This is a genomic window from Burkholderia territorii, from assembly GCF_001718335.1.
Lineage (GTDB): Bacteria > Pseudomonadota > Gammaproteobacteria > Burkholderiales > Burkholderiaceae > Burkholderia > Burkholderia territorii.
The window spans coordinates 938181-964575 of sequence record NZ_CP013367.1 but is presented as its reverse complement, the minus strand read 5'-3'; the positions used below and the strand labels follow the sequence as shown (position 1 = coordinate 964575).

General features: G+C 65.5%; 24 protein-coding genes. 12 read left to right on the top strand and 12 right to left on the bottom strand.

The window, feature by feature from the left end:
• Positions 1-30: 30 nt before the first annotated feature.
• Positions 31-1218, top strand: coding sequence for a fumarylacetoacetate hydrolase family protein (locus WS51_RS30195; RefSeq protein WP_069230335.1), 1188 nt, complete (start codon positions 31-33; stop codon positions 1216-1218).
• Positions 1219-1289: 71 nt separating this feature from the next.
• Here WS51_RS30195 and WS51_RS30190 read toward each other — a convergent pair whose 3' ends face one another.
• A complete protein-coding gene (locus tag WS51_RS30190; RefSeq protein ID WP_059800624.1) occupies positions 1290-1535 on the bottom strand; it encodes a DUF4148 domain-containing protein in 246 nt (81 codons plus the stop codon).
• 307 nt (positions 1536-1842) lie between these two features.
• On the opposite strand from WS51_RS30190, the gene WS51_RS30185 reads away from it, so the two are divergent.
• Positions 1843-2310 (top strand): cupin domain-containing protein, encoded by a 468-nt coding sequence (locus WS51_RS30185; RefSeq protein WP_069230334.1) that lies wholly within the window; start codon positions 1843-1845, stop codon positions 2308-2310.
• Positions 2311-2505: 195 nt separating this feature from the next.
• Here WS51_RS30185 and WS51_RS30180 read toward each other — a convergent pair whose 3' ends face one another.
• Genes WS51_RS30180 through WS51_RS30145 form a run of 8 tightly spaced genes read right to left on the bottom strand, consistent with a single transcriptional unit; the run spans position 2506 to position 11737 of the window.
• The gene (locus WS51_RS30180; protein WP_069230333.1) at positions 2506-4029 is read right to left on the bottom strand and encodes a UxaA family hydrolase; all 1524 of its coding nucleotides are present in this window, start codon (positions 4027-4029) and stop codon (positions 2506-2508) included.
• The gene (locus tag WS51_RS30175; RefSeq protein ID WP_069230332.1) at positions 4026-5189 is read right to left on the bottom strand and encodes a mannitol dehydrogenase family protein; all 1164 of its coding nucleotides are present in this window, start codon (positions 5187-5189) and stop codon (positions 4026-4028) included. The genes WS51_RS30180 and WS51_RS30175 overlap by 4 nt, the downstream gene beginning before the upstream one ends.
• 31 nt (positions 5190-5220) lie before the next feature.
• Positions 5221-6231 (bottom strand): zinc-binding alcohol dehydrogenase family protein, encoded by a 1011-nt coding sequence (locus WS51_RS30170; RefSeq protein WP_059870661.1) that lies wholly within the window; start codon positions 6229-6231, stop codon positions 5221-5223.
• A 22-nt stretch (positions 6232-6253) separates the two neighbouring features.
• On the bottom strand, positions 6254-7129 hold the full coding sequence (locus tag WS51_RS30165; protein WP_059507903.1) for an amidohydrolase family protein: 876 nt from the start codon (positions 7127-7129) through the stop codon (positions 6254-6256).
• Complete coding sequence (locus WS51_RS30160; protein ID WP_060340448.1) at positions 7126-8142, bottom strand: aldo/keto reductase; 1017 nt, start codon at positions 8140-8142, stop codon at positions 7126-7128. The genes WS51_RS30165 and WS51_RS30160 overlap by 4 nt, the downstream gene beginning before the upstream one ends.
• 36 nt (positions 8143-8178) lie before the next feature.
• Positions 8179-9126, bottom strand: a complete 948-nt coding sequence (locus WS51_RS30155; RefSeq protein WP_059792283.1) for an ABC transporter substrate-binding protein — start codon at positions 9124-9126, stop codon at positions 8179-8181.
• A gap of 42 nt (positions 9127-9168) precedes the next feature.
• A complete protein-coding gene (locus tag WS51_RS30150) occupies positions 9169-10200 on the bottom strand; it encodes an ABC transporter permease (protein WP_059447413.1) in 1032 nt (343 codons plus the stop codon).
• Positions 10193-11737 carry a sugar ABC transporter ATP-binding protein gene (locus tag WS51_RS30145; protein ID WP_069230331.1) on the bottom strand — a complete coding sequence of 515 codons (1545 nt, stop codon included), beginning with the start codon at positions 11735-11737 and terminating at the stop codon, positions 10193-10195. Before WS51_RS30145 ends, WS51_RS30150 begins: the two co-directional genes overlap by 8 nt.
• 233 nt (positions 11738-11970) lie before the next feature.
• On the opposite strand from WS51_RS30145, the gene WS51_RS30140 reads away from it, so the two are divergent.
• The gene (locus tag WS51_RS30140; RefSeq protein ID WP_059545856.1) at positions 11971-12711 is read left to right on the top strand and encodes a FadR/GntR family transcriptional regulator; all 741 of its coding nucleotides are present in this window, start codon (positions 11971-11973) and stop codon (positions 12709-12711) included.
• Between the two features lie 209 nt (positions 12712-12920).
• Here WS51_RS30140 and WS51_RS31815 read toward each other — a convergent pair whose 3' ends face one another.
• Positions 12921-13328 carry a hypothetical protein gene (locus WS51_RS31815; protein WP_081056384.1) on the bottom strand — a complete coding sequence of 136 codons (408 nt, stop codon included), beginning with the start codon at positions 13326-13328 and terminating at the stop codon, positions 12921-12923.
• A gap of 420 nt (positions 13329-13748) precedes the next feature.
• Here WS51_RS31815 and WS51_RS32390 point away from each other — a divergent pair, with 420 nt between their 5' ends.
• A complete protein-coding gene (locus WS51_RS32390; protein ID WP_155623740.1) occupies positions 13749-13970 on the top strand; it encodes a hypothetical protein in 222 nt (73 codons plus the stop codon).
• A 266-nt stretch (positions 13971-14236) separates the two neighbouring features.
• Here WS51_RS32390 and WS51_RS30135 read toward each other — a convergent pair whose 3' ends face one another.
• On the bottom strand, positions 14237-14830 hold the full coding sequence (locus WS51_RS30135) for a hypothetical protein (protein WP_059774401.1): 594 nt from the start codon (positions 14828-14830) through the stop codon (positions 14237-14239).
• Positions 14827-15432 carry a hypothetical protein gene (locus WS51_RS32385; RefSeq protein WP_059774399.1) on the bottom strand — a complete coding sequence of 202 codons (606 nt, stop codon included), beginning with the start codon at positions 15430-15432 and terminating at the stop codon, positions 14827-14829. The genes WS51_RS30135 and WS51_RS32385 overlap by 4 nt, the downstream gene beginning before the upstream one ends.
• Before the next feature lie 865 nt (positions 15433-16297).
• Between WS51_RS32385 and WS51_RS30125 the strand changes: the two genes are divergently transcribed.
• From WS51_RS30125 to WS51_RS30090, 8 genes are all read left to right on the top strand, one after another.
• Positions 16298-17059, top strand: coding sequence for a response regulator (locus WS51_RS30125; protein ID WP_059545850.1), 762 nt, complete (start codon positions 16298-16300; stop codon positions 17057-17059).
• A gap of 134 nt (positions 17060-17193) precedes the next feature.
• Positions 17194-18945, top strand: a complete 1752-nt coding sequence (locus WS51_RS30120; protein ID WP_081333644.1) for an ATP-binding protein — start codon at positions 17194-17196, stop codon at positions 18943-18945.
• Positions 18946-19072: 127 nt separating this feature from the next.
• Positions 19073-20488: a cytochrome ubiquinol oxidase subunit I gene (locus tag WS51_RS30115; protein ID WP_059545846.1), complete on the top strand. Its 1416-nt coding sequence runs from the start codon at positions 19073-19075 to the stop codon at positions 20486-20488.
• An 11-nt stretch (positions 20489-20499) separates the two neighbouring features.
• Positions 20500-21480 carry a cytochrome d ubiquinol oxidase subunit II gene (cydB, locus tag WS51_RS30110; RefSeq protein ID WP_196484213.1) on the top strand — a complete coding sequence of 327 codons (981 nt, stop codon included), beginning with the start codon at positions 20500-20502 and terminating at the stop codon, positions 21478-21480.
• A 38-nt stretch (positions 21481-21518) separates the two neighbouring features.
• Entirely contained in the window at positions 21519-22262 is a 744-nt protein-coding gene (locus WS51_RS30105) for a (Fe-S)-binding protein (RefSeq protein WP_059507891.1), read from the top strand.
• The gene (locus tag WS51_RS30100) at positions 22259-23632 is read left to right on the top strand and encodes a lactate utilization protein B (protein WP_059545844.1); all 1374 of its coding nucleotides are present in this window, start codon (positions 22259-22261) and stop codon (positions 23630-23632) included. The genes WS51_RS30105 and WS51_RS30100 overlap by 4 nt, the downstream gene beginning before the upstream one ends.
• Positions 23629-24228 carry a LutC/YkgG family protein gene (locus tag WS51_RS30095; protein ID WP_059507889.1) on the top strand — a complete coding sequence of 200 codons (600 nt, stop codon included), beginning with the start codon at positions 23629-23631 and terminating at the stop codon, positions 24226-24228. Before WS51_RS30100 ends, WS51_RS30095 begins: the two co-directional genes overlap by 4 nt.
• Positions 24229-24242: 14 nt before the next feature.
• On the top strand, positions 24243-26264 hold the full coding sequence (locus WS51_RS30090; RefSeq protein ID WP_081056386.1) for an FUSC family protein: 2022 nt from the start codon (positions 24243-24245) through the stop codon (positions 26262-26264).
• The last annotated feature ends 131 nt before the right edge of the window (positions 26265-26395 follow it).

The following is a 26395-nucleotide window of genomic DNA, read 5'->3' as shown; positions in this document are numbered from 1 at the left end:
CAATCGCCCACGACTCCTGCGGAGCTGACCATGCGTACTCCTTCCGTTTCCGATTGCCTGCCGCACGACCTCGCCCACGCGCTGCTGGTCGGCCGCGTCTGGCGGCACGACGGTGCCTGCCCGGGCCCGAGTGTCGTCGCCGTGCGCGACGGCGAAGTGTTCGACATCACACGCACCGTGCCGACCACGGCCGACCTGTTCGACCGTCCCGATGCAGTCGGCGTCGCGCGCACGGCTGCCGGCGAATCGCTCGGCCGCGTCGAACCGTTGATGCAGGCCGCGCTGGACGGCACGCCCGGCGCCACGCACCTGCTCGCGCCGTGCGACGTGCAGGCCGTCAAGGCGTGCGGCGTCACCTTCGCGGTCAGCCTGATCGAGCGCGTGATCGAGGAGCAGGCCGGTGGCGATCCGGCCAAGGCACGGGAGGTACGCGACACGATCGCCACGACCATCGGCACCGATCTGTCGAAGATCGTGCCCGGCTCGGACGCCGCGCTACGCCTGAAGGCGGAACTCGAGCGCCGCGGCGCGTGGTCGCAATACATGGAAGTCGGCATCGGCCCCGATGCCGAGGTGTTCTCCAAGGCGCAGCCGATGTCCGCGGTGGGCTTCGGTGCGGATGTCGGGCTGCTGCCCGTGTCGGTGTGGAACAACCCGGAGCCGGAGATCGTGCTGGCGGTCGCCAGCGACGGCCGGCCCGTGGGCGCGACGCTCGGCAACGACGTGAACCTGCGCGACATCGAAGGCCGCTCGGCGCTGCTGCTCGGCAAATGCAAGGACAACAACGGTTCGTGCGCGATCGGCCCGTTCGTGCGGCTGTTCGACGACGGCTTCACGCTCGACAGCGTCCGGCAGGCCAGCGTGTCGCTTCGGGTCGAAGGCGCGGACGACGGCTTCGTCCTCGACGGCATCAGTCACATGCGCGAGATCAGCCGCGACCCGGCGGACCTCGTCGCGCAGACGTGCGGCGCGCATCATCAGTACCCCGACGGCTTCATGCTGTTCCTCGGCACGATGTTCTCGCCGATCCAGGACCGCGATGCGCCCGGCAGCGGATTCACGCATCACCTCGGCGATCGCGTCATCATTTCCACGCCAAAGCTCGGCGCGCTCGTCAACACCGTGCGGCTGTGCACGGAAATCGCGCCGTGGACCTTCGGCGTGCGCGCGCTGTATGCCAACCTCGCCGCTCGCGGTGTCGGGCCGAACGCCGGGTGATCGCCGCGTTGCCGTCATCGCGATGACGGCAATCGCGGCGGCCCGAAGCGCCACCCGCCTGCCGCGGCAAATCAGCCACCCCGATAAAGCTCGCTGAGGGCGGCGAGTTGGCCGTCCTTTTGCGCACGCACGAGTTCCGCTCGCACTTCGGCACGCGTCTTTCCCTTCGGCGTGTTGTTGACCGGCGCCCACTCGCGTGCCGACTGTGCCATTCCGCCATTCGTGTTCGCGGCGACTGCCGTGCTGGCAAAAGCGGAAGCCGTTGTTGCAACTGCGGTGAATGCCATCAAGACCATGGCGATGCTCTTTGCTTTCATGTCGTACTCCTGGAGATGTTCAACGGGAGCGAACCTGGCCGGCCGTCGGCAGCCGCTGACTGCCGTGTCGACCCGTTCGGGCTCGCTGCACTGCTATTTGAACGAGCAGACGTATCGCGCATATGTCTCGCCGCCCCGCGATTGCAACGTCGTGTATCCGTACCGCGCCCAGCCACATTGAGATACAAATCTGCGCGCGCTCGCCCGGCAACCGAGTGGAAATGTCGCGCGTTATTCCGACACAATGGTGCAGCGACGGCGCGTTAATCGTTACGGGCCATCGCAGAAATCAAAGGAGAAATCGCCGATGTCTACTTATGCAATCGGGGCGCTGCTGTTAGTCGGTGCCGCGCTCTTTGGCAGCGCCCATGCCGAAACGGTCAAACCGGTCATGATGTCGAACACGGACCTTGCCGGCGCATTACTCGCGCGCGCAAATGCATCGGGAAAAAGCGAAGGCAATGACAGCGGCACGGACGTGACGACGTTCACGTCGGCCGATACGGCTTTCCAGACCGGTATCTATCGATCAGGGCCGTCGCATGAAGAGATCAAGGGGCCGGGTGGCCTGCCGTACAACGAGTTTCTCTATTTTCTGTCGGGCAGTGTGAAGCTGACGTCAGCGGACGGCTCGGTCATGACCGTGAAGGCCGGCGAAGCCGTTACGCTGCCGAAGGGATGGACCGGGCATTTCGATACGTCCGGCTATACGAAGCTATATGCGGTGTACAGTCCACACGACGGGAACGAAGCCGCATGTGCGGTTAATCGCTGAACGCACGATAACATCCCGTCGGAAAATGCGACGTTGGAACCAGACCGGATCGTTACGCTGCTGGATCCGGCGCGCGCCGCTAATCGCCTGCCGAACGACGTCCCCCACGCTCGGCGCACTCGTCAGCGATCGTGCTTCCCGACACCTCCCGCGATCCGGAAACCGCAGGCGTGCCAGTGAGACTGTCGCCCCGCGTCACATGATCGCGCCGCGCTGCCACGGCACGAACTCGCGCTCGCCGATGCCGTTGTCCTCGCTTCGGGATGTTCGTCCGGACGCGACGTCGAGCATCAGCCGAAACAGCAGCGCGCCCGCTTCGTCGACGGTGAGCGAACCGGCGAGGATGCCGCCGCTGTCGAAGTCCATGTCGGATCGCATCCGCTCGAACAGGCCGGTCGTCGTCGCGATCTTGATCGTCGGCACCGGCTTCGAGCCGAACACCGAGCCGCGTCCGGTGGTGAAGCATACGAGGTTCGCGCCGCCGGCAATTTGTCCGGTGGCCGACACCGGGTCGTAACCGGGCGTATCCATGAACACGAGGCCCGACTGCCGCACCGGTTCGGCATAATCGTAGACCGCGCGAAGCGCCGATCGTCCGCCCTTCGACACCGCGCCGAGCGACTTCTCGAGAATCGTCGTGATACCGCCCGCGATATTGCCGGGCGACGGGTTGTTGTTCATTTCACCGCCGTTGTCGGCGACGTAGCGCTCCCACCATTGCAGCCTGCCGAGCAACCGCCCGGCCACGTCTCGCGACGCCGCGCGCGCGACCAGCAGATGTTCCGCACCGTAGATCTCGGGCGTCTCGGACAGGATCGCCGTGCCGCCGTTGCGCACCAGCAGATCGACGGCCGCCCCCAGCGCGGGATTCGCCGTGATCCCCGAGTAGCCGTCGGAGCCACCGCATTGCAGGCCGACCGTCAGCCGCGACGCCGGCACGGTGCTGCGCCGCGCGCCTTCGGCCACCTCCAGCAGCTCGCGGACAATCGACACGCCGCGCGCGACGGATTCGCGCACGCCGCTCTCGTCCTGAATGACCAGCGTGCGAATGGTGCCCGCCGCGGACGCGTCCAACTGCGCCGCGAGCGTGCGCACCTGATTGACTTCGCACCCGAGGCCGACGAACAGCACACCGGCGAAATTCGGGTTGCGCGCGTACCCGACGAGCGTGCGCCGCAGCAGTTCGATCCCGTCCCCCGTGGCCGACATCCCGCATCCGCTCTGATGGGTGATCGCGACGACCCCGTCGACATGGCCGAACGCATCGAGTGCGCCATGCCGGTACGCGTCGGCGATGGCATGGCACACGCTCGCCGAACAGTTGACGCTCGCGATCACGCCAATGTAGTTGCGCGTTCCCACGCTGCCGTCTGGCCGCACAAATCCGTCGAAGGTATCGCGCCGATCCGGCGGTGCGTCGTGCACCGAACCGGCAGGCCCATCGTCGAGCGCATGCCGCTCGGGCATCCCGACGTTGTGCACGTGCACGTGCTCGCCGGCGCCGATGTCGCGCAGCGCGATGCCGATCGACTGCCCGCATTTGACGATCGACGTGCCGCCTGCAATCGCGGCCGTGGCGATCTTGTGGCCGGCCGGCACCGCCGCCGCGACGCGCAGCGGCGTGCCGTTCACATCGATCGACCCGCCCGGTTCGAGCGCGTCGAGCGCGACCGCGACGTTGTCGTCGCGGTGAAGGATGACGACTGTCGGTTGATTCACGATGCGATTCTCCCCGTCGTTGCATCGGCCGCGCTGCCATGGCGGGCAACGATTTGCCGCAAGCGCGGTTGCTCGGCCGGCACCGCCAGCGAATCCGCGAGCGCGAGCAGCGGCTCGATCCGCCGTGCGATCTTCTCGCGATGATTGTTCGCGATGTCGGCGAGGCGATGCGCCAGATATGGATTCAGAAAGCGCTCGCGCACGCTGTCGACATAGCGCTCGGCCGTTTCGCGCAAGCCGAGCGCCGCGAAAACCGGTGCGACTTCATCGCGCCACACCGCTTCGAGACCGTCGCGCAGCCGCGTGTCGTTCATCGCGTCCCGCACCGTTTCCGAATCGGGCCGCCCTGCCGCCAGCCACTGTTCGGCGAGCCAGCTGTGCCCGAGGTTGAGAAAAAACAGCTTCAGCCGCTCGTGACTGCGCAAATCGTCGGTCACGACGATCTGCGCATGGCGGCAAGGCAGCGCAATGCCGGCGCGGCGTTCGATCGCCCATAGCGCGTAGGGCTCCGCAACCGCGCCGACCGGATCGATCGGCTCGGACACGATGCGATCGACGAGCGAATTGACCCAGATGCAACGCTCGCGCAAATAGCCGGCGAACGCGTCGGGCACCCGCCACCGTTGCGCCAGGTCCAGCACGATGTCGCGCAGCGTGTCGCCGTTGTTCGCGACCAGCTCGCACGGCAGTATGGACACGCCATCGTCGGGCCGCGCCTGCCAGCGCGCGTACAGCAGCACGAGCAGCTTCGCCGGAAAGCCGTGCGGTGCCCGCGTCGTTTCGGCGAGCAGGTACGCGGCGTCGCGCGGATCCGCGCGATAGCCCGCGTCGCCGGTGTTCGACACGATCACGCGCACCGTCTCGATCACGGCGCGGCGAATCTCGGCCCAGTCGGTTCCGGCATCCCACGCGCGCTGCACGGCCCGGCATTCGACGACTTCGTCGACGACGACACCGCGGTCGCGCCCCCGGATGCGCACCGGATAGCGGCCGTTTGCCCGGAGCGCGTCGATTCGGGCGCGACTGGCCGGATTGCCGGTGGTCTGGACGATCCCGATGCCGCCCATCGCACTGCCCTCGTCCAGTGCCTGCGACACGAAGAGGTCGACGTGCGCGAGCAGGAAGCGGCTCGTGCCGAACTGGAGGATCGGTGGCGTCATGGCGTGCGCTCCGCGCGTCGACTGGCGTCGATCAGCATTCGACGAGCGCCTTCACGACGGTCTGTCCCGCGTCCAGCAGACGCGGAAATGCATCGGGCACATCCTCGAGCCGCATCCTGTGCGTGTTCAGCGCGCGGTCCGGAATGCGCGCCGCGCGCATCGCGTCGAGCACCGTCTCGAAATCTTCGGCGGTGGCATTGCGGCTCGCGAGCAACGTCGTCTCGCGCTTGTGGAATTCGGGATCCGAAAAGGCGACGTGCCCGCGCACGATCGAGATCAACGTGTATTTGCCGCCGTGCGCGACGAACTCGAAGCCGCGATTCATCGCATCGAGATTGCCCGTCGCATCGAACACCGCATCGAAATACTCGCCGTTCGTCAACTCCGCGAGACGCGCCGCATCGTCCGCTCCCGCCTGCACCGTCGCATCGACCGTCAGATGCTGCCGGCAGAACGCCAGGCGATCGGCCCGCGTGTCGAGGCACGTGACGTCGGCGCCGCGCAACCTCGCGAAGATCATCGCGGCCATGCCGATCGGCCCGGCGCCGACGATCAGCGCGCGCTGCCCGGCGCGGACGTCCGCGCGCCGCACCGCGTGCGCGCCGATCGCGAGGAATTCCAGCATCGCCGCCTGGTCGAGCGAAATGCCGTCGGCCTTGTGGACGAACTGCGCGGGCACGCTCAGGTATTCGGCAAGCGCACCGTCGCGATGCACGCCGAGCACCTTGATGTTCACGCAGCAGTTCGTGTTGCCGTGACGACATGCGATGCAGTGTCCGCACGACAGATACGGCATCACATACACGGCGTCGCCCGCGCCGAGCCCCGACTCCGGCTCGGCTTCGACGACGACCGCGGAAAGCTCGTGACCCATCACGCGCGGATATTCGAGGTACGGCTGGTTGCCGGTGAAGATGTGCAGGTCGGTACCGCAAATGCCGACGCGTTGCACGCGCAACAGCACTTCGCCGCTGCCGCGTGCGGGCAGCTCGCGCTGCTCCACACGCAGCACGCCAGGGGATTCGCAAATCACGCTGAGCATGTCGGGTTCCTTTGGTTCTGGTTCATTCGTCGTGGCGTGCGGTATCGATCCGGTAGAAGTGGCACGCATTGCCGCCGAAGACGCCGGCCAGCGCCGCCGCGCCAAGCCACTGCGCGCAATCCTCCTCGCACGCGGCCAACCATTCGCCGTAGCCGCCGCATGCCGATGCCAGCCGCAGCACTGGCCAGTCGCTGCCCCACATCAAGCGGGTCGGCCCGAACAGCTCGGCCAGCGCTTGCACGTACGGCCGTGTGCGCGCGCGCACCGTGTCCGGGCCGGCCGACGGCCCGGCCTCCGTCCAGAGGCCGGACAGCTTGCAATGAAGATTCGGCAGGCTCGCGAGCCTGCTCATCGACGACAGCCACGGCTGAAGTTCGCCGCGCTCGATAGACGGCTTCGCACCGTGGTCGATCACGATCGGCAGACGCGGATGGCGTCGCGCGAACGCATGCAGCGCATCGAGATGGCGCGGCATCACCAGCGCGTCGAAGCCCAGTGCATGCTCGAGCATCGCCGCGACCGCGCGATCCAGCCGCGGATCGTCGATCCACGCGTCGTCGGGCAGATCCTGCAGCATCGGTCGCAAGCCGCGCGCCTTCGGCGCGGACGCGAATGCCGCGATCCGCGCGGCCGCGTCGTCAGCCTTCATGTCGACCCAGCCGACCACGGCGCCGACTGTTGGCGTTGCCGCCGCGACATCGAGCAGAAAGCGCGTATCGGCCTCGCTCGGCAGCGATTGCACGAGTACGGTGGCATCGATGCGCGCCGCATCGAGCAGCGGCGCCAGGTCGGCGGGGCCGAAATCCCGGTGAATCGCGTCGAGCTCGGCCGGCGGCCAGCCGCCGGCCCGCGCGTCGATTCGCCAGTAGTGCTGATGGGCGTCGATGCGTGCGGTCATGCATGTTCTCCCGGAACCGGCGCGCGCGCGTCGATCAGACCTTCGTCGCGCAGCGCGGCCCACAGTCCTGCGGGCAACGGGCGCTCGAACCATTCGATGTTCTGCTTCAGCTGGGCCACGCTGCGCGCGCCGATCACGCACGACACGACGGCCGGATGGCCGAACGGAAACTGCAATGCAGCGGCCGGAAGCGGCACGTCGAAGCGGTCGCACAGCGCGCCGAGCCGCGCCGCTTTGTCGATCACGTCGGCACTCGCGTCCGCATAGTTGAACTTGCCGTTGCCGGCGAGCACGCCTGAGTTGAACACGCCGCCGATCACGATGCCCGTCCCTTCACGGGCACACGCGTCGAGCAGCGGCTCGAGCGCCGTCTGTTCGAGCAGCGTGTAGCGGCCGGCCAGCAACACCGCGTCGAGTGCCGCTTCGTTCAGCGCATCGGCGGCGACTTCCCATTCGTTCACGCCGAGACCGAACGCGACGATCTCGCCGCTGGAACGCAACGCATCCAGCGCACGAAACCCGCCGCCACGAGTCAACTGTTCCCAGTAGTGCGCGTGACGGTCGCCGTGCGTCATCGCGCCGATGTCGTGCACGTACAGCATGTCGACGCGCGCGAGCCCGAGCCGTTGGATGCTGTCCTCGTGCGAGCGCATGATGCCGTCGTAGCTGTAGTCGTAAACCGGCCTGAATGGCAGCGGCTCGGCCCAGCCGTCGTCGCCTGGCCGCACGCCCGGATCGGCGCGCATCAGCCGCCCGACCTTCGTGCTGAGCGTGAACGTGCCGCGCTCGCGCGCGGCGAGCGCTGCACCCACGCGTCGCTCGGACAACGTGTACCCGTAATACGGCGCGGTGTCGAAATAGCGCAGGCCGGCCGCCCACGCGGCGTCGACGAGCGCGGCCGCGTCGGCGGCAGACATCGGCCGATAAAGGCCGCCGAGCTGCGAGCAGCCGAGCCCGAGCGTCGACACCGTCAACCCGCTGCGCGGCAATGTGCGCGTATCGTTTGCGTTCATGAAGCGTGACCGGATGTGAGAACGAGGCACGGGCGATCAGTACAGGACGTTCTTCGCAGCCTGCGAATCCAGGTTCTGCTTGTCGACCATCACGACGCCGGTGTCGATCAGCTTCGGCGCAGGCTTGCGCTCGATGACGTCGAGCGCCGTGCGCACGCCCTGGTTCCCCATTTGCCACGACCCCTGCACGGCGATCGCCTGGACGGTGCCGTCGCGCACGAAGCCCTGCAGGTCCTCATTGCCGTCGAAGCCGATCGCCACCACCTTGCCCGCCTTGCCCGACTGCTTCAGCGCCCGACCCATGCCGACCGCGGTCGGCTCGTTCGCGCCGAAGATGCCCTTCAGATCGGGGTTTGACGACAGCACGTCGGTCGTCTGGTTCAGCGCGGTCGCCATTTGCGATTGCGAGTAGTACGGGCCGACGATCTGCAGCTTCGAATGGCTCTCGATGTACTTGCGGAACCCGCCGACGCGGCTGACCTCGGACCCGGCGCCCGGCACGTACGACATGATCGCGATCTTGCCGGACTGGCCGACGCGGTCGATCAGCGCCTTTGCGCACAACGCGCCGGCCTTCTCGTTGTCGGTCGACAGGAACGCCTGGTAGTACGGCTTGCCGGCATCCGAGATGGCCGAGTCGATCAACACGACGGGAATGTGCGCCTCCCATGCCTTCTTGATCGCGGGGACGAGCGCGTCCGGATCGGACGGCGCGAGCACGATGCCGGCCACGTGACGCGTGACCGCGTTGTCGACCATGTTGACCTGCCCGCTGATGTCGGACTCGGCCGCCGGCCCCTGGAACGTCATCGTGTAGCCCTTGACGCCGTCGAGTGCCGCCTTCGCGCCCTTCTGCACGTTCTGCCAGTAGTTCGAATTGACCGTCTTGACGATCACGGCGATCTCGCCGCCCGCCGCATACGCACCGCTGTTGCACATCGCGAACACACACGCCGATGCCGCCAGCAGGATGGATGTCTTCATGTCTCGCTCCGCTTCTCGTTGGTAGGGACTGCTTGCTGTTGGTCAGGGCCGGCGATTGCGCAACTGGTCGATCCAGACCGTGCCCAGGATCACGATGCCGATGATGATCTGCTGGATGAAGCTCGACACGCCGTTCATGTTCAGGCCGTTGCGCAGCACGCCGATCACGAACGCGCCGATCGCCGTACCGGAAATCGTGCCGACGCCACCCATCAGCGACGTGCCGCCGATGACCGAGCTGGCGATCGCGTCGAGCTCGTACATCACGCCTTCGTTCGGCTGCCCGGTGACGAGCCTCGACATCAGCACGCAGCCGGTGACGCCCGCGAGCGCGCCCGACAGCACGTACGTGAACAACTTCACGCCCTGTACGTTCACGCCCGACAGCCGCGCCGCCTCCGCATTCGAGCCGACCGCGTAGATATGACGGCCGAGCGACGTTCTCGACAGCAGGACGGACACCACGACGAACAGCACGACCATGATCACGACCGGGTACGGAATGCCGGGAAACGTCGTGTCGGGGAACCCGTCCGCCCCGATGCGCGAGATCCGCAGCAGCGCGCCGTTGCCGAGCGCGCCGAACGCGTCGCCGAGATCCGATACCGGGCGGGCGCCCGTGATCTGGAGCGCGATGCCGCGCGCGACGAGCATCATGCCGAGCGTCGCGATGAACGGCGGCAAGCCCATCTGCGTCACGCAGATGCCGTTGACGAGCCCGCACAGCGCGCCGACCAGGATGCCGGCCGCCATCGCGGCGGGTACCGGCACGCCGGCCTTGACCAGCAGCGCCGCGCACACGCCGGCCAGCGCGAGCACCGAGCCGACCGACAGATCGATGCCGCCCGTGATGATGACGCAGGTCGCGGCCACGCCCAGATAGGCGATCGACGTCACCTGCAGGCCGACGGTCATCAGGTTGTCGACCGAGAAGAACGCCGCGCTCGATACCGAGAACGCGAACACCAGCAACACGAGACTACCCAGCGCCGCGAACTTCTGGATCAGGTCGCGTCGACGCTGTCGCGCCGCCCGCTCGTCGGCCTGGCTTCGATCGGATGTCATTTCAAGCATGGGAACGCCCCGACGCGTAGTGCATGATCTCCTCCTGACTGGTGTGTTTCGTATCGAGAATTGCCGTCATTCGACCTTCGTGAAAAACGGCGATCCGGTCCGTCATGCCGATCAGCTCCGGCAATTCCGAACTGATCAGCACGACGCCGACGCCGTCCGCCGCGAGCCGATCCATCAGCCCGTAGATCGCGAATTTCGCGCCCACGTCGATCCCGCGTGTGGGCTCGTCGAAGAACAGGATCTTCGAGCCGCGATACAGCCATTTGCCGATGACGACCTTCTGCTGGTTGCCGCCGGACAGGTTGCGCACACGCTGGTGCACCGACGGCGTGCGAATCGCGAGCTCCTGCACGTAGCGGCGCGCCACGTCGAGCTCGTCGTCGAAGCGCAGGAATCCGAATCGGGATGCGATGCCGCGCACGTTCGCGAGCGTGAGGTTCGCCGCGACCGGCATCGATAGCGCGAGCCCTTCGTTCTTGCGGTCCTCCGACAGATAAGCGATGCCGTGCCGGATCGCTTCGCGCGGCGAACGGATCGTTACGGGCCGGCCCTGCAACGCGATCGTGCCGCCGTCCGGGCGATCCGCGCCGAAGATCGCGCGTGCGATCTCGGTTCGGCCGGCGCCCATCAAGCCCGCGAAACCGAGGATCTCGCCGCGACGCAACGCGAACGACACCGGCCCGAACACGCCGTCCCGGCGCAATTCTCGGACGTCGAGCAGCACTTCGTCCGTCGGCACCGATTGACGCGATGGATAGGCGTCGTCGAGCGTGCGACCGACCATGCGCGCGACGATGTCGTCGATGCTCACGTCGGCGAACACGTCCGTCGAGATGTGGCGTCCGTCTCGTAGCACGGTCACACGATCGACGATCTGCGCCATTTCGTCGAGCCGGTGCGAGATGTACAGGATCGCCACGCCGTCGGCACGCAGCTCGTCGATGATGCGAAACAGCTGCGCCGTTTCCGTTTCAGTCAGCGACGACGTGGGCTCGTCCATGATCAGCACGCGCGCATCGTGCGACAGCGCCTTCGCGATCTCGACCATTTGCTGCTGCGCGATCGACAGCACACCGACCTTCGTGGTCGGCGCGACGTTCAGGCCGATGCGCGCGATGCAGCGCGCCGCATCCGCGTTCATGCGTTTCGCGTCGACGAACGGGCCGCGCCGCGGCTCGCGCGCGAGGAACAGATTCTCCGCCACGCTCAGGTGCGGCACGAGATTGAGCTCCTGGTGAATGATCGAAATGCCGGCCGCCTGCGCCTCGGATGCCGAACCGAATCGCACCGGCGCGCCGCGATAGTGAACGACGCCCTCGTCGGGCAGGTACTGTCCGCTGATGATCTTCATCAACGTGGATTTGCCCGCCCCGTTTTCGCCGCATACCGCATGCACCTCGCCGCGCCGCAGGTCGAGGCGAATCCCGTCCAGCGCCAGCACGCCGGGAAAGCGCTTGCGTATCCCTTCCAGGCGCAGGATCTCCCGGTCGGCTTCGGCCTGCGCGGCTGGAACCGGCGGTTTGCTGGGCATTGCCATTGCGTCTCCTTGGAGCGGGCCGACCTCGACACCACCTGGTCAGTCCAATTTCGATGAATTACATCAATCTCGGCACGTTTGGTCAAGCCAATTTATATATATCGATCCTGTCTTACCAATGGTAGAAACCCGGAGGCCGGACGGAACCGGCTGCCGGAAGGCCGGCCAGGGCGGGCGTGATAGACTCCGTGACACGCGCGAGCATCGACCACGCCTCGACTATTACTCATCGGATGAAATCGACAGAACCAAAGCGGCTTTACCAATCTGTCGCGGCCCAGATCGTCGCGCTGATTCGCCAGGGGGAATTCGCGATCGGCGAGCGCCTGCCGCCCGAGCGCGAGCTGGCGCTCACGCTCGGCGTGTCGCGCCCGTCGCTTCGCGAGGCGCTGATCGCGCTGGAAATCGGCGGCCAGATCGAGATCCGGATGGGTTCCGGCGTCTATGTCCGCGATACGGCGGCCGATGATGTCGGCGCGATGGTCACGCTCGGCGACAGTCCGTCGGAGCTGATGCAGGCGCGCGCGGTGATCGAAGGCAGCGTCGCCGCACTGGCCGCCGCGCGAATGACGGCCGCGATGCTCGATCGCCTGCGCCGCACGGTGCAGCGCATGAAGCGGCTCGCGGAGGCCGGCAAATCGCCTGTCGAAGCCGACCGGCAGTTCCACATGCTGATCGCGGAAGCCGCCGGCAATTCGGTACTCGCTCGCTTCGTCGGCGAGCTGTTCGACAGCCGACACGACCCGATCGCCGCGGCCATGCGCGGCCACGCGGAGAATCCGCAGACATGGACGGCCGCCGTGCTGGAGCACGAGAACGTACTTCAGGCGCTGCAGGCGGGCGACCCGATCGCCGCGCAGACTGCGATTCGCGCGCATCTGCGCGCGTCCGAAGCGCGGTGGGTCGAAGGCGGGCTGAAAACCGACGCGGATTTGGGCAGCCCGGTGCAGGCACCGCAAGCCGGGGGCCAGTAAAGTTCGCCTCAGTCGCGGGGGACGGCCTCTCAGCGGCGAGCGGATAAACGGCCGTTGTGCCTCGGAATGCGGTCAAGCGTGGGATAACCGCGACGTGCTGGTTTTGGTGGGCTGTAGCCGGCCCGGAGCGTCCGCTCGGCGCTCCAAGCGGACGTCTTCGGTATGTCGGCATACCGTGACTAGCGCAAATCGGATGGACGCCCCGTGATCTATGCGCGGATCAGCGTGTCGCTCTGGAAAAGGCGATAGGGAACTGACTCAAGGTTCATGCGCTCGGGCATTGGCAGTCCATTTCCGCAGTAGTCGATCTCAATGTAGCTCAAATGACCTGAATCGTCGGCGAACAAAAGAATTTCCAGCGATCGTGACGCGTCGGGCTCGCTGAGGTCCCGAAAATTAGCTTCAAACACTAAACCGTAACCGTGTCCGCTCTTAGATATTCCGGGCACACCATCGGGCGCAGCCATTGAGAGCGAGAAACTGTTGCACCCGCATTGACAAAGCTCGCCGATTTCAGCATTCGCGAATTGTGCCGCGAGCGCATCGCGATTCGGAAACTGGCAGCGTTCGAGGATGAACGCAATCCAGCAGGCTGCGCGGTTCAGGTCATTTCGCATGTTGCGCCTGGATTGATGCGGAGCGAATCGCGGTTCGCCAGTGCATTGAATGTGGGCGATCTACGCGACAGTGTCAACCGTCCCTCCCGGCCGACTGCCGCCTAACGCGGTCGGCCGTAGCCGACCCACACGGGACACTCGCTCCAGCACCGAGCGGACGCTTGACTAGAATTGCTCGCGTGGATTTGCAACAATTTCAGGCCATAGCGCTGGTGCATGAAGCCTATTGCCGAGATGCTCAACTCTCGTGGCCTAGCAGTACGTTTTTATAGTGCAACCGCGCGATGTACACCGTCGTTTGGCCAAAAACGAATCCACCAACGCCACCGCCGATCATGGCTCCAACGACCGATTGATTGGCAAATGTCCCAAGTAGAGAACCCAATCCGGCGAACACGGCGCACGCGAGGAGACCAGCCCATGTCTGCCAATGCCGCCATGTTCGACGATAGGCACGTCGCCAATATGTGCGTCTATCTCTCGCGCTTAGATTTGCCAGCTCAGGGATGCTCTTCAACGTCCAAAAGATTTCCATTCCTTATCTCCTACCCGTTTGTTCGCGCCGAAGAATTGTCGACGAACTTCATCGCGCTGTCGAACGTCCGCTCGTGGCCGACAGCAGCCAGACGTATTCAGCTGTAGCCGACCCGAAACGGGCATTCAACTCTCTCGGAAACAGCCGTGGAGTCACTGCAGACAGTGCGTGAGTGACGTCAACACCGCAGTACCGCCACCAACCGATTCGCAAACAACGCCCAGGATTGACATCTTCGATTGGCTCCACGCCAGTCGACCAACGCGAAAACCGAAACCAAGTACCTCGATACGAAGACCGGCACCCCCGGGTCAGGCCGCGGTTGCGCACCCGCATGGATCAAGGACACCAAGAATCAAGATCGCCTTTTGATTCAAGGGCGGGACATTGCAATTTGTCGGCTCACCGCAATGAATTCGGGATCGTCGAACAACTGATGCAGAAGACTCTGGAAAATTGCAGTCGCCTGCATCATCCCGTCTCGCGCAGCCAGCACACCGATGAATTGCACATCCCACTTGGTCTGTGCGCGCAGCACCTTGTCATAGATGACCGCCCGCCCGTCCGACACAACAAATCTCCCTGCGAGGTCCGCGTGCCCGTCGAGCACATGAACATCGGACAGGGAGGCGGTCAAAACGGCGGGTGCGTCCGCTGCATATAGCCCCGCCGACACGAGCTCGATGCGAAGTGCCTCTTTCAAATACGAGGTCCACGACCCATCCGCCGGCGCCGCGATGCTCAACGACCGAACGTGTGTCTGAATATCCGCAGGTTCCGCCCCGCGCACTACCTGATAGCGTGCCGTGCTCGGAACCTTCATCAATGCCATCTGATTTGCAATACTAAGCTGATAGACAGGTGCCGGCGTCACGCACCCGCCGCAAGCAGCCAATATGCCGGCGAATAGCAACCGCTTCCCGAGCGACAAACCACACTTCCATCGCGGCACAGTGCGCAGCATCATTGAGCGAGATCGGAGGCTTGATCGATTTGTTCGAGGCTTTTCCCGATTATTTGACGCAGCATTGTCGCGGACGCCTCCTGTACCGTCATTCGCTGCAAGCCTTCCGGCCCGGAGGCATTACCGATCGTCGTGTGAATTGCATGCTTGACGGTAGTGGTCACTGGATCGTGACCAGGCTCGAGGTAATTCGTCGTGCAGATGTAGCCGTCCGTTACCATCGTGCCGATCAAGCCAAACGTGAGGCCGGTTCCGAAACCTTTCGCTGCAACATTGTCGGTCAACGGAACGTTGTTGAGGGTGATCGAAAGCTTGCGTCCTGACGGGACCGGTTCGTACGAGACTCGACTAAACAACCCGGATTGCGACACTTGCTCGAAGATACGTGGACGCAGCGCTTCGGTTGCGTGAGCATTCGCGACGCCCTTCGTTTGGAACTCAACGAGCAGCTGGATTGGCTGCGGATTCGCGGATTTTTTCAACTCCGCATAGCGCGGTTCGCCAAGCGACCGATCGACATACGAATGAGGTGCCAAGCACGCAGACAGCGACAATGTCAGTCCAATGGTGGCGGCAACTCGAGCGATATAAATATTTTTGGTCATATTAGTAGATTTTTGAATACAGATGCCAAGAAGAAAAGCAGCTGTATCGCACGCGATTCCTTGGCAACAAATGGTCCACGTCTTCCAGCCAAACTCCCCGAGCGGAAAAACGCGGCGAGCGCTCTGCTCAGCGACCTCCCCGTTACGGCCGCCATCGATGCAGTCTGCATGCCCGCGAATCGTACCGGATTGTTACAGTCACTTACAACGACCCACCATCAAACATTGTCAACCCTTCCCGCGCAAGCGATCCGGACGAGATATCGAACGTCTCGGACTGGCCAGCTGTAGCCGACCCGGAACGGTCGATCAGCTTCCGCAACCCATGTCGGCTGACGCCCCGCCCACTGCCCTTGTCACCACGCCGCTGAACGCAGCCGGGTAACCAACGGGCATGATGTCCCTTTTGCGCAATGGTGAATTCGATGTTAGGTGCTTCTGGCACCAAGGCCCGCATACAGTCGGGTCAACCTTCGGATGCGGCGCGTTCCGCCAAAAGGGACCCGGACGAAGCTTCGTTGACAAAGATGTCCTGTAGACATTCGGTGTCCGTTCCAGATGGACCGGCGGAGATTATCGCGACGGGGCTTGGCGTCATGCAGCAAAGGGTTGCGACTGCTTCGTACTCGTACAAGCCGGCCCGACGTTCAACGAACGTGTTTTGAAGCGGGTATCTCGACAACGTGGCGAGACATCCGCTTCTGCTTCGCATCGTCATTGCACCGACGTCGGCGTTGCATTGCGGCGTGCCGGTACGCAGCACGTATCGCGCGACGAGCCGGTGCCGGACGGCGCGCCGCAGCAACCGTTCGTTGGTGCGCGACAGCTATAATTCATGCCGTTCCCCCCGACGAATATCCGCGCAATGACGGACGCCAATCTTCCTCACGTGCTGGTGGTCGACGACGATCCGGCGATCCGCGAACTCTTGTCCGGCTACCTGTCCGACAACGATATCCGCGTGACGGTTGCCGCTTGCGGCCATGATATGGCGCAAGCGCTGGAATCCTTTGCGATTGATCTCGTGATTCTCGATCTGCGCATGCCGGGCGAAGACGGCGTGCAGATCGCCCGCGAATTGCGTGCGCGCTCGAACCTGCCGATCTTCATCGTGTCGGGCAAACGTGACGAAGCCGACCGCGTGATGGCGCTCGAGCTCGGCGCCGACGACTACCTGACCAAGCCGTTCAGCAATCGCGAACTGCTCGCGCGCGTCCGCGCATTGCTCAGGCGGGCCGGTGCGACGGCCCCCGCCGCCGGACGGGGCAACGACGCACGCGCATACCGGTTCAGCGGCTGGGAGTTGAACGTCGGCACTCGGCGGCTCACGGATCCGGCGGGCACGCCGGTCGAGCTCACCAACGGCGAATTCTGTCTGCTCAATGCGTTTCTGGCCGCGCCCGGGCGCGTGCTGTCCCGCGACCAGTTGCTCGAATCCAGCAGGCTGTACGACGACGTGTACGACCGGTCGATCGACGTCCAGATCCTGCGCCTGCGCCGCAAGATCGAGCCCGACCCGTCGCATCCGGTCTTCATCCGTACCGTGCGCGGCGCGGGCTACGTGCTCGACGTGCCGGTCACCCGGTTGAGCGCGGCGGCCGGATGGACGAACGGAACGCCGGTGTGAGCGTGCACATGTCGCTCGGGCGCACGGCCCGCGACGAAAGAGGCGCGACGCGACTGCGGCCGCCGCCCGCGAGCCGCACGGCTCGAGCGGCGTCCGCGCGTGTCGTGAGGCCGCCGCAGCAGGACTGAACGTCGATGCCGAACAACTCGCCCTATCACCGAACGCTGTGGCGCGCGAGACGCTACCGGGCCATGATGCTGGCGGCGTGTCTGGCCGTGCTGCTCGTTCTGGTCGCGTTTGCGCGCGACACGACGTTCCGCGTCGGTGCCGTGAGCCTGTGCGTGATTCTGCTGATGTATGTGCTGACCGCCTACATGCGGCGTCTCGAACACGCGAACCGGGCAATGCGCACGAGCGAGCAGCACTGGCGCACGGTGTTCGAGAACGCACCGGTCGGAATCCTGGTGCTGCGTGCGCACGACCGCTACCTGATGGCGAACCCCGCGTTTCAGCAGATGGTTGGCTACAGCGATCGCGAACTGTCCGAGCGACGCGCATCGGATATCACGCACCCCGACGATCGCGCCCTCACGCAGGCGCACATCGATCAGCTGGTGCGCGGCCAGGATCGCGTCAGATTTCAAAAGCGTTACGTGCACCGAGACGGCCGCGTCGTATGGACCGACATGAGCGTCGCGCGCGTGTTTTCGGCTCATCAGCCGGCCGACACGGATGCGGAAGACCTGATCATCGCAACCGTCGAGGACATCACGCAACGCCTGGCCGATGAAGAAGCGCGACACGGCCTGGAGCGCCAACTGCGTCAGTCGCAGAAGCTCGAAGCGCTCGGCACCTTCGCCGGCGGCGTCGCGCACGACTTCAACAACATCCTCGCCGCGATCCTCGGCTTCGGCGATCGCGCACTCGCCGGCGTCGCACCCGCCACGCCCGCGCACCGCGACATCGAGCAGGTGCTGAAGGCGGGAGAACGGGCACGGCTGCTGGTCGAGCGCATCCTGACATTCAGCCGCAGCGGTCCGACCGCGAGGGAGCCGGTGGACGTGGGCGCCGTTGTCGAGGAAACGGTGGAACTCGTGCGCGCGACGCTACCGCCGCACGTCGCGCTGGACGTCCGTATCAGCGTGCGCGATGCGTACGTGCTGGGCGACGCCACGCATCTGCATCAGGTCGTGATGAACCTCTGCGGCAACGCGATCCATGCGATGCGTGCTGGCGGCACGCTGCGCATCGAACTTGACGTCGTCAGCGTCGAGACGCCGCGCTCGCTGTCGCACGGCGCGCTGCGCGCCGCCCGTTTCCTGCGGCTCACGGTCGCGGACGACGGTTGCGGCATTCCGGCCGAGATACTGGATCGCATCTTCAACCCGTTCTTCACGACCCGCCCCGCGGGCGAGGGGACCGGACTCGGCCTGTCGCTCGTCGACGGTATCGTCCGCGAACACGGGGGCGCCGTCGACGTGCACTCCGCGCCGGGGGAAGGTGCGCGTTTCGACGTCTATCTCCCCGCCGCGGACGCACGCCCGGCGCCGCGTGCCGACGGAAGCCCGCCGCCTCGCGGGAACGGGCAGGTGGTGCTGGTGATCGACGACGAAGAGACGCTCGTGCGCCTAGCGGAAGACGCGCTGGCCGATCTCGGGTACGAGCCGGTCGGATTCTCGTCGAGCGAGGCCGCATGGGATGCGCTGAACGCCGATCCGGGCCGCTTCGATGTCGTCGTGACCGACCATACGATGCCGAACTTGACCGGCCTCCAGCTCGCGGCACGCATCGCCGACCGGCGCGCGGATCTGCCGGTGATCCTCTGCAGCGGCTTCAGCACGGCCTCGCTCGAGCGTGAAGCACGCGCGCTCGGTGTGCGCATGGTGCTGCGCAAGCCGCTGAAGTCGCGCGACCTCGCCGACGCGCTCGCCCGCGTGCTGCGCTGACGTCGCGACCGGGCCGGCGGGCGCCGCGTTCGTTTCAAATGTAACGCAGCCGCCGCAATCTGCAACGCACAAGCAACACCCCGCGCCGACACTCCATCGCAATGCAATCTCGCAATGGAGCGTTCGCATGGAAGCAACGGCCCTCCTGTTGTCGCGAATCCAGTTCGCGGCCACGGTCTCCTTTCACATCATCTTCCCGTCTTTCACGATCGGCCTCGCGGCGTGGCTCGCGGTACTCGAGGCGATGTCCATCGCGACGGGCAACCGCGTGTATCGCCGGGTGTTCGAGTTCTGGCTGAAGATTTTCGGCGTCGCGTTCGGTATGGGCGTGGTCTCGGGCATCGTGATGGCGTTCCAGTTCGGCACGAACTGGAGCGAGCTGTCGCGCGCGAGCGGCCCGATCCAGGGGCCGCTGCTTACTTACGAATCGTTTACGGCTTTCGCGCTCGAGGCGACGTTCTTCGGCGTGATGCTGCTGGGGCGCGCGCGTGTGCGGCCGTGGTTCTATCTGACGTCGTGCATCCTTGTCGCGGCCGGCACGACGATGTCGGCCTTCTGGATCCTCGTGAACAACTCGTGGATGCAGCATCCGGTCGGATACGTCGTACAAAACGGCATATTCGTACCGACCGACTGGGCAGCGATCATCTTCAACCATGTCGTGTGGGTGCGCTTCCCGCACATGCTGCTGGGTGCGTACCTGACGACCGCGTTCTGCGTGGCTGCCGTCGGCGCGGCCTATCTGCTGAAGGGCCGCTACCGGGTCGAAGCCACGATCATGGTCCGGATGTCCGTTACCCTCGCCGCCGCGCTCGTCCCGCTGCAGATCCTGTTCGGCCACCTGACCGGCGACTATCTGCACGACGACCAGCCGGCCAAGTTCGCCGCGGTCGAGGGTCGATGGACCGACGAGCAGCCGGCCGCCGAGGTGATTTTCGCGATTCCGGACGCCACGCACGAGCGTAATCGCTTCGAATGGAAAGTACCGGTGCTCGGCAGTCTGATTGCGTCGGGCACGGTGGATTCGCGCGAAGTCGGCCTCACCGACTTTGCCGCCGCCGACCGGCCGCCGGTGCTGATTCCATTCTTCGCCTTCCGCGTGATGGCCGGCTGCGGGCTGATCATGCTGGCGCTTGCATGGGCGGGCACCGTCGCGGCACGACGCGGCCGGCTCGAACGACAGCGCTGGCTGCTCTGGCCGCTCGCATGCAGCTTTCCGCTCGGCTTCATCGCGATCCTGGCCGGATGGTTCACGGCCGAAGTCGGGCGCCAGCCCTGGGCCGTCTGGGGCGTGCTGCGCACCGCGGACGCGCTCACGCCCGGGCTGACCGCACACTTCGCGGCCGCGACGCTCGCGCTGTTCGTCGCCCTGTACGCCTTCATTTTCTGCTTCGGCGTGTACTACATCGTGCGGATCGTGCGGCGTGGCCTCGTGATCGGCAACGTGCTGACCGTCTGGAACGGTCACGTCATCCAGCAAACGCATACGCCCGCCGCGCTGCCGGTGCACGCGCCGCGCCGCGACGTCCTCAAGATTCGATAAGGAGAACTTCGATGATGAACTGGTTCTGGTTCGTCGAGCTCGCGTTCGCGCTCGTCGCTTACCTGATGCTCGACGGATTCGACCTCGGCGTCGGCATGCTGACGGCTTGCGCCGGCGATGCGCGCGACGAGATGATCGCGTCGATCGCACCGGTGTGGGACGGCAACGGCACGTGGCTCGTCATCGCCGGCACGATCCTGTTCGGCGCGTTTCCGTCGGTGTATGCGATCGTGCTGCCGGCGCTGTACGCACCGCTCGGCCTGATGCTCGCCGGATTGATCATGCGCGGCGTCGCGATCGAATTTCGCCACAAGGCGGTGCGCTCGCGCCGCATCTGGGATGTGCTGCTGTTCGTCGGCTCGCTGCTTGCCAGCGTGATGCAGGGCGTGTGCGTGGGCACCTACGCGCAAGGGCTGCCGGTCGACCACCTGCGCTACGCGGGCACCGGTTTCGAATGGTGTTCGCCGTTCCCGCTGTGGTGCGGCGTGAGCCTCGCGCTCGGCTATGCGCTGCTCGGCGCCGGATGGCTGGTGTTGAAAGGGCAACGCGCATCGCAGCGCATCGGCCGCGACGCGATCACCCGGCTCGCGCCGATCACCGCACTGTTCGTGCTGTCCATTCTCGCGTCGACGCTGCTGACCGAGACGACCGTCGAAACGCGCTGGCTGCTGCATCCGCTGCTGTTCGTGCTGCCCGTCGCCGCGTGCGTGACGTTCCTTTACGTGCCCGCCGCGGCACGACGCGACGGCGCATCGGCCTATCTGTTCGCCGCGGCGGGATGCATCGCGATGGTGCTGATGCTCGCCGCATCGTATCTGCCGTTCATCGTGCCGTTCGACCTGACGCTCGATGCGGCCGCCGCGCCGCGCGCGAGCGAGACGTTCATGTTCTGGGGAGCCGGCCTGTTCGTCATGCCGTTCATCGTGTTCTACACCTGCGTCGCGTACTCGGTGTTCCGCGGCAAGGTGTCGAACGATCACGCATACCACTGACGCTTTCGCTTCCAGCGTTCAATTCAACCGAGGAATCCATGAAAGTCGCCCTTTTCATTCCGTGTTTCATCGACGCGTTCTACCCGGACGTCGGGATCGCCACGCTGCAGTTGCTCGAGCGTCTCGGCTGCGACGTCGACTATCCGCTCGACCAGACCTGTTGCGGCCAGCCGATGGGCAACAGCGGCTGCGAAAAGCAGGCCGCCGCAACCGAGAACCTGTTCGTCAGGAACTTCACCGGCTACGACTATATCGTCGCGCCCAGCGGCAGCTGCGTGCACCACGTGCGTGACCACCTGACCGCGGCCGACCAGACGCGCGATGCCGTCGCCGTGCGCAAGAACACGTACGAGCTCGTCGAATTCCTGCACGACGTGCTGCGCGTGCGCGAATTTCCATGGGCCGAATTCCCGCACAAGGTGGGCCTGCACAACAGCTGCGGCACGTTGCGCGGATTGCGGACCGCGAAGATGTCCGAGATCGAGGAGCCGTTCTTCTCGAAGCCGCTGACACTGCTCAAGGGCGTCAAGGGCATCGAGTTCATCCAGCCCGATCGACCCGACGAATGCTGCGGCTTCGGCGGCACGTTCTGCGTATCGGAGGAACCGGTTTCCGCGCGCATGGGCGCCGACAAGGTACGCGACCACAAGCGCAACGGTGCGGAGTACATCGTATCGGCCGATTCATCGTGCCTGATGCATCAGAAAGGCTGCTCGGATCGTCTTGGACTCGGACTGAAATTCATCCATATCGCACAAATCCTGAATGGAGCACGAGCATGAAACGCGTAGACCACGTCGGCGCATCCGCGAAATTCATCGCCGACGAAAAGCACATCCAGTTCCATGACAAGCGCCTCTGGAAGCTGCGCACGTCGCGGGATACCGCGGTGCACGGCATCCCCGAATGGGAGGAATTGCGCACGCTTGCATCCGCGATCAAGGAGCACACGCTCACGCATCTGCCCGAGTATCTCGAGGAATTCGAGCGCAACGCGACCGCCAACGGGGTGATCGTTCACTGGGCGAAGGATGCCGCCGAACACAACCGGATCGTGTACGAGATCCTCGAGCGCCGTAACGCGAAGCTGCTCGTGAAGAGCAAGTCGATGCTGACCGAGGAATGCGAAATGCGCCCGTACCTGGAGGAGCGCGGCATTACCGTCGTCGAAACCGACCTCGGCGAGCAAATTCAGCAACTCGATGACGAGCTCCCTTCTCACATCGTCGTGCCTGCCGTACACAAGCTCGCCACCGACGTCGCGAAGATCTTCTCGGAGAAGATCGGCACCGACCCGAACGAGAGCAACATCCCGAAACTGGCCGAAGCGCAGCGCAACGCCACGCGCCCGTTGATCCTGAATGCGGACGCCGGCATGACCGGATGCAACTTCGCGGTAGCGGAAACGGGCGGCATCACGGTGTGCACGAACGAAGGCAATGCGGACTTGAGCGCCAACGTCCCGCCATTGCACATCGCGTCAATCGGCATCGAGAAACTGATTCCGAAGCTCGAGCATCTGGGCGTGTTCATCCGGATGTTGTCGCGCAATGCGATCGGCTCGCCGATCACGCAGTACACGTCGCACTTCCGCGGCCCGAAGAAAGGCGGCGAAATGCACTTCGTGCTCGTCGACAACGGCCGCTCCGAGCGGCTCGGCATGGACGACTTCTGGTACTCGCTGAAGTGCATCCGCTGCGGCGCGTGCATGAATACGTGCCCCGTCTATCGCCGCAGCAGCGGCCTGAGCTACGGCGGCGTGTACTCCGGCCCGATCGGCGCGATCATCAACCCGACCTTCAACCTGCGCAAGTACAGCTCACTGCCGTTCGCGTCCACGATGAACGGCAGCTGTACCAGCGTATGCCCGGTAAAGATCAATATCCACGAGCAGATCTACAAGTGGCGCCAGATCGTCGCGGAACAGCATGAACTGCCGTTCGTCAAGCAGGAGGCGATGAAAGTCGCCGGGCAGGTGCTGTCACGGCCGGCGCTGTACCGCGCGGCCGTCAAGACGGCCGGCACCGCGGTATCGGTACTGCCGCGCGCCGTCCTCTACAACCCACTCAACGTGTGGGGCAAGCATCGCGAAGTGCCCGATGCGCCCGAGCAGACTTTCCGTGACTGGTATCTGAAGAGGAACAAGAAATGAGCAGCCGAGACCTGATTCTTTCCCGTTTGCGCGACGTGCGTCCCACGCCCCGGCCGCTGCCCGACGTGCCGCTGTTCGATACGGCTCTGCCGCCCGCCGTCGATACGTTCCGCGCATCGCTCGCGCGACTCGGCGGCACGTGGTGCGCGATGCCCGAAAACACGTCGCTCGATGCATTCGTCCGCTCACGGTTTCCCGGCGCATCCGTGTTCTGCTCGGCCACGCCCGAATTCGACGGCAACCGCGACCTCGCGACGATCGATGATCCGCGCGCGCTGAACGACGTCGACGTCGGCATCGTGCGCCCGGCGTTCGCCGTCGCGGAAACCGGCTCGATCTGGCTCAGCGAGGCGCAATACGGCGTCAACGCGCTCGGTTATCTGTCGCAACACCTGGTCGCCCTGCTCGACCCCGCGGACATCGTCGGCAACCTGCACAACGCGTATCACCGCAGCGAGTTCTTCGCGGCCAATTACGCCGTGTTGATGAGCGGGCCGTCGGCGACTGCCGACATCGAGGGCGTGCTGGTGCGCGGCGCGCAGGGTATCCGCTCGCTCACCGTTATCCCGTTGCCGAGGCCCGTCGGCGATCGTTGACGCAGGAGCATCCGATGAGTGCCATCAAGCGCATCCGAGACTCGGCTATCCGCGTGGTACGCGACGGGCGGCATCACCTGCCGCTGCCCACGGCTCTGAAGGCCGGACTGGTGTGCGCGGCGCCCGCGCTGCTCGCCGCCACGCTGCACGCGCCGCTGCTGTGCTGGGCGGCGATTGCCGCATTCTGGACCTGCCTCGCCGACGAGCCGTCGGAATCGATCCGCGAGCGTGCGCTCGCGGGCGTGCTGTTCGGACTGGTCGGCGCGCTTGCGTCCGCCGCCGCGACAGCCGTGGCGGATCTCGCCTGGCTCGCGATCGCCCTGACCGGCATTGCCGTCTATATCGGCGGCCTCGCCCGGCTGGGCGGCGCAACGATCGGCACGCGCGGCCTGCTGCTTGCCACCGCGTGCGGGGTGTCTGCCGCGTTTCCCGCACATCCGTGGCCGGCGCCGGCCGAGTATGCAGCAAGCTTCGCGGCCGGCAGCCTGTGGGCGGTCGCATGCCTCGTCGGCCTCTGGCACGAAACCCCTGCGACCCGCGCACGCCGGGCGGCGTTCGCCTATCTGTACGCGGCGGGATCGTTCGTGCGTGCGCTGGTGCCGGTCGCGCACGATGCGCGGCACGCGAGCGGCCCGAACCGCGCGGCACTGCGAACGCGCCTCGATGCGCTGGGTCGCGCGGCACGGAGCCACCCGGACGATGTCGGCGCCGCCGTGACGGCATGGCAGCGAGGCGGCGAACGCTCGATCGCACTGCTTGCGAGCCTCGATAGCTTGATGCGCAATCGGCCGACCGACAGCGGTGCCGCAGCCGCGCTGCTGGTTCCGTCACTGCATCGGCTCATCGCGTTGATCGACGCGCACGCCGACGCCGTGCTTGCGCGGCCGGATGCTTGCGCCGCCGTCACGCGGCTGCGCAACCGGCTGGCTGCGGATCTGCGCGGCGCGACGCTGCGAGCGGAAGGCGCGGCGCTGGCCGAACCGGCGCGGACGTGGCTGCAATCGTGTCTGGCGCTCGTGATGGCATTCACGGATATCGGCGGCACGGATGGCGTCAATCGACGCCCGACACCGCTGCAGCAAACGCGACGGCACGAGCCGTTCGGCGCGATCGCGACCGCGACAGGCTCGGCGCTGATGGAAATCCGCGCAAACGGACGCATCGCGCGCTATGCGCTGCGCCTGTCCGTGGCGGCCATGCTCTCGGCCATACTGGTGCGCGCGTTCGACGTCCAACAGGGTTACTGGATGGTGCTGACGACGTTGTTCGTCGCGCAGCCGACCGTGCCGCACACGCTCAGGACGTCGGCCCTGAGGGTACTCGGCACGATCCTGGGCGCGATCCTCGCATCGGCGGTCGCGCTCGTGTGTCATAACCCGGTGGTTCTCGCGCTGGCCATCGTGCCGCTTGCGACGGGCACGTTTTCCGCGAGGCCGCTCGACTACGTGTCGTACATCTTGTTCCTGACGCCGCATTTCATCCTGGTCGCGTATCTCGGTGCACCGATCGCATCGCCGTGGCTCCTTGCCGGCATGCGGGTCGCGAACAGCATCGCGGGCGCGCTCGTTGCGCTCGGCGTCAGCGTGCTCGCGTGGCCCGATTGGGAGCGCGGGCGGCTCGACGCCGTATCGAGCAGTGCGATTGCGGCCGTCACGGAATACATCGAACTCGTCCGTACGTTCGTCACGACGCGCGGCGTCGACGAAGATGCGCTCATCGCGACAAGGCGGCGCGCGTGCACAGCAACCGACGAACTCGACGCGCTGTTGACGGCAATGCGCGTCGAGACCGTCTTGAAGCGACGGCGCCATACCGGCGATGCGCGCGAGCTGGTTCGTCACCTGCGCGATGCAATCGGCGCAGCCGCGCCACTTGAATGCCTTGCGCCCGACTTGACCGGCGCTCGGCGGGCATGGTTCGCGATTGGCGCACATCCAGGCGACCCGCGACGGAATTTTGCAACCGATCAGGCAGTGCGTCTGATGTCGACGTTATCGGAATCCAGCCTGGCTCGACGGGCCGTTACGGGAGGCTGATAGCGATGCGGACCATCGGGCCGGCGCCGGTTGTAGAAATGCCGCCGGCGTACGCTGAGCGCCTTGGCCTCGCACGTGCGCGAAGCCATTGCCGGTTCACCAACTCGTCGCGTCGCTCGCCGTTGACGCGC

Bases quoted from the DNA above. Each gene is read 5' to 3' on its own strand.
- WS51_RS30195 (WP_069230335.1), top strand. From the start codon at position 31: ATGCGTACTCCTTCCGTTTCCGATTGCCTGCCGCACGACCTCGCCCAC.
- WS51_RS30190 (WP_059800624.1), bottom strand. From the start codon at position 1,535: ATGAAAGCAAAGAGCATCGCCATGGTCTTGATGGCATTCACCGCAGTT.
- WS51_RS30185 (WP_069230334.1), top strand. From the start codon at position 1,843: ATGTCTACTTATGCAATCGGGGCGCTGCTGTTAGTCGGTGCCGCGCTC.
- WS51_RS30175 (WP_069230332.1), bottom strand. From the start codon at position 5,189: ATGACGCCACCGATCCTCCAGTTCGGCACGAGCCGCTTCCTGCTCGCG.
- WS51_RS30170 (WP_059870661.1), bottom strand. From the start codon at position 6,231: ATGCTCAGCGTGATTTGCGAATCCCCTGGCGTGCTGCGTGTGGAGCAG.
- WS51_RS30165 (WP_059507903.1), bottom strand. From the start codon at position 7,129: ATGACCGCACGCATCGACGCCCATCAGCACTACTGGCGAATCGACGCG.
- WS51_RS30160 (WP_060340448.1), bottom strand. From the start codon at position 8,142: ATGAACGCAAACGATACGCGCACATTGCCGCGCAGCGGGTTGACGGTG.
- WS51_RS30155 (WP_059792283.1), bottom strand. From the start codon at position 9,126: ATGAAGACATCCATCCTGCTGGCGGCATCGGCGTGTGTGTTCGCGATG.
- WS51_RS30150 (WP_059447413.1), bottom strand. From the start codon at position 10,200: ATGCTTGAAATGACATCCGATCGAAGCCAGGCCGACGAGCGGGCGGCG.
- WS51_RS30145 (WP_069230331.1), bottom strand. From the start codon at position 11,737: ATGGCAATGCCCAGCAAACCGCCGGTTCCAGCCGCGCAGGCCGAAGCC.
- WS51_RS30140 (WP_059545856.1), top strand. From the start codon at position 11,971: ATGAAATCGACAGAACCAAAGCGGCTTTACCAATCTGTCGCGGCCCAG.
- WS51_RS31815 (WP_081056384.1), bottom strand. From the start codon at position 13,328: ATGCGAAATGACCTGAACCGCGCAGCCTGCTGGATTGCGTTCATCCTC.
- WS51_RS32390 (WP_155623740.1), top strand. From the start codon at position 13,749: ATGTCTGCCAATGCCGCCATGTTCGACGATAGGCACGTCGCCAATATG.
- WS51_RS30135 (WP_059774401.1), bottom strand. From the start codon at position 14,830: ATGATGCTGCGCACTGTGCCGCGATGGAAGTGTGGTTTGTCGCTCGGG.
- WS51_RS32385 (WP_059774399.1), bottom strand. From the start codon at position 15,432: ATGACCAAAAATATTTATATCGCTCGAGTTGCCGCCACCATTGGACTG.
- WS51_RS30125 (WP_059545850.1), top strand. From the start codon at position 16,298: ATGACGGACGCCAATCTTCCTCACGTGCTGGTGGTCGACGACGATCCG.
- WS51_RS30120 (WP_081333644.1), top strand. From the start codon at position 17,194: ATGCCGAACAACTCGCCCTATCACCGAACGCTGTGGCGCGCGAGACGC.
- WS51_RS30115 (WP_059545846.1), top strand. From the start codon at position 19,073: ATGGAAGCAACGGCCCTCCTGTTGTCGCGAATCCAGTTCGCGGCCACG.
- cydB (WP_196484213.1), top strand. From the start codon at position 20,500: ATGATGAACTGGTTCTGGTTCGTCGAGCTCGCGTTCGCGCTCGTCGCT.
- WS51_RS30105 (WP_059507891.1), top strand. From the start codon at position 21,519: ATGAAAGTCGCCCTTTTCATTCCGTGTTTCATCGACGCGTTCTACCCG.
- WS51_RS30100 (WP_059545844.1), top strand. From the start codon at position 22,259: ATGAAACGCGTAGACCACGTCGGCGCATCCGCGAAATTCATCGCCGAC.
- WS51_RS30095 (WP_059507889.1), top strand. From the start codon at position 23,629: ATGAGCAGCCGAGACCTGATTCTTTCCCGTTTGCGCGACGTGCGTCCC.
- WS51_RS30090 (WP_081056386.1), top strand. From the start codon at position 24,243: ATGAGTGCCATCAAGCGCATCCGAGACTCGGCTATCCGCGTGGTACGC.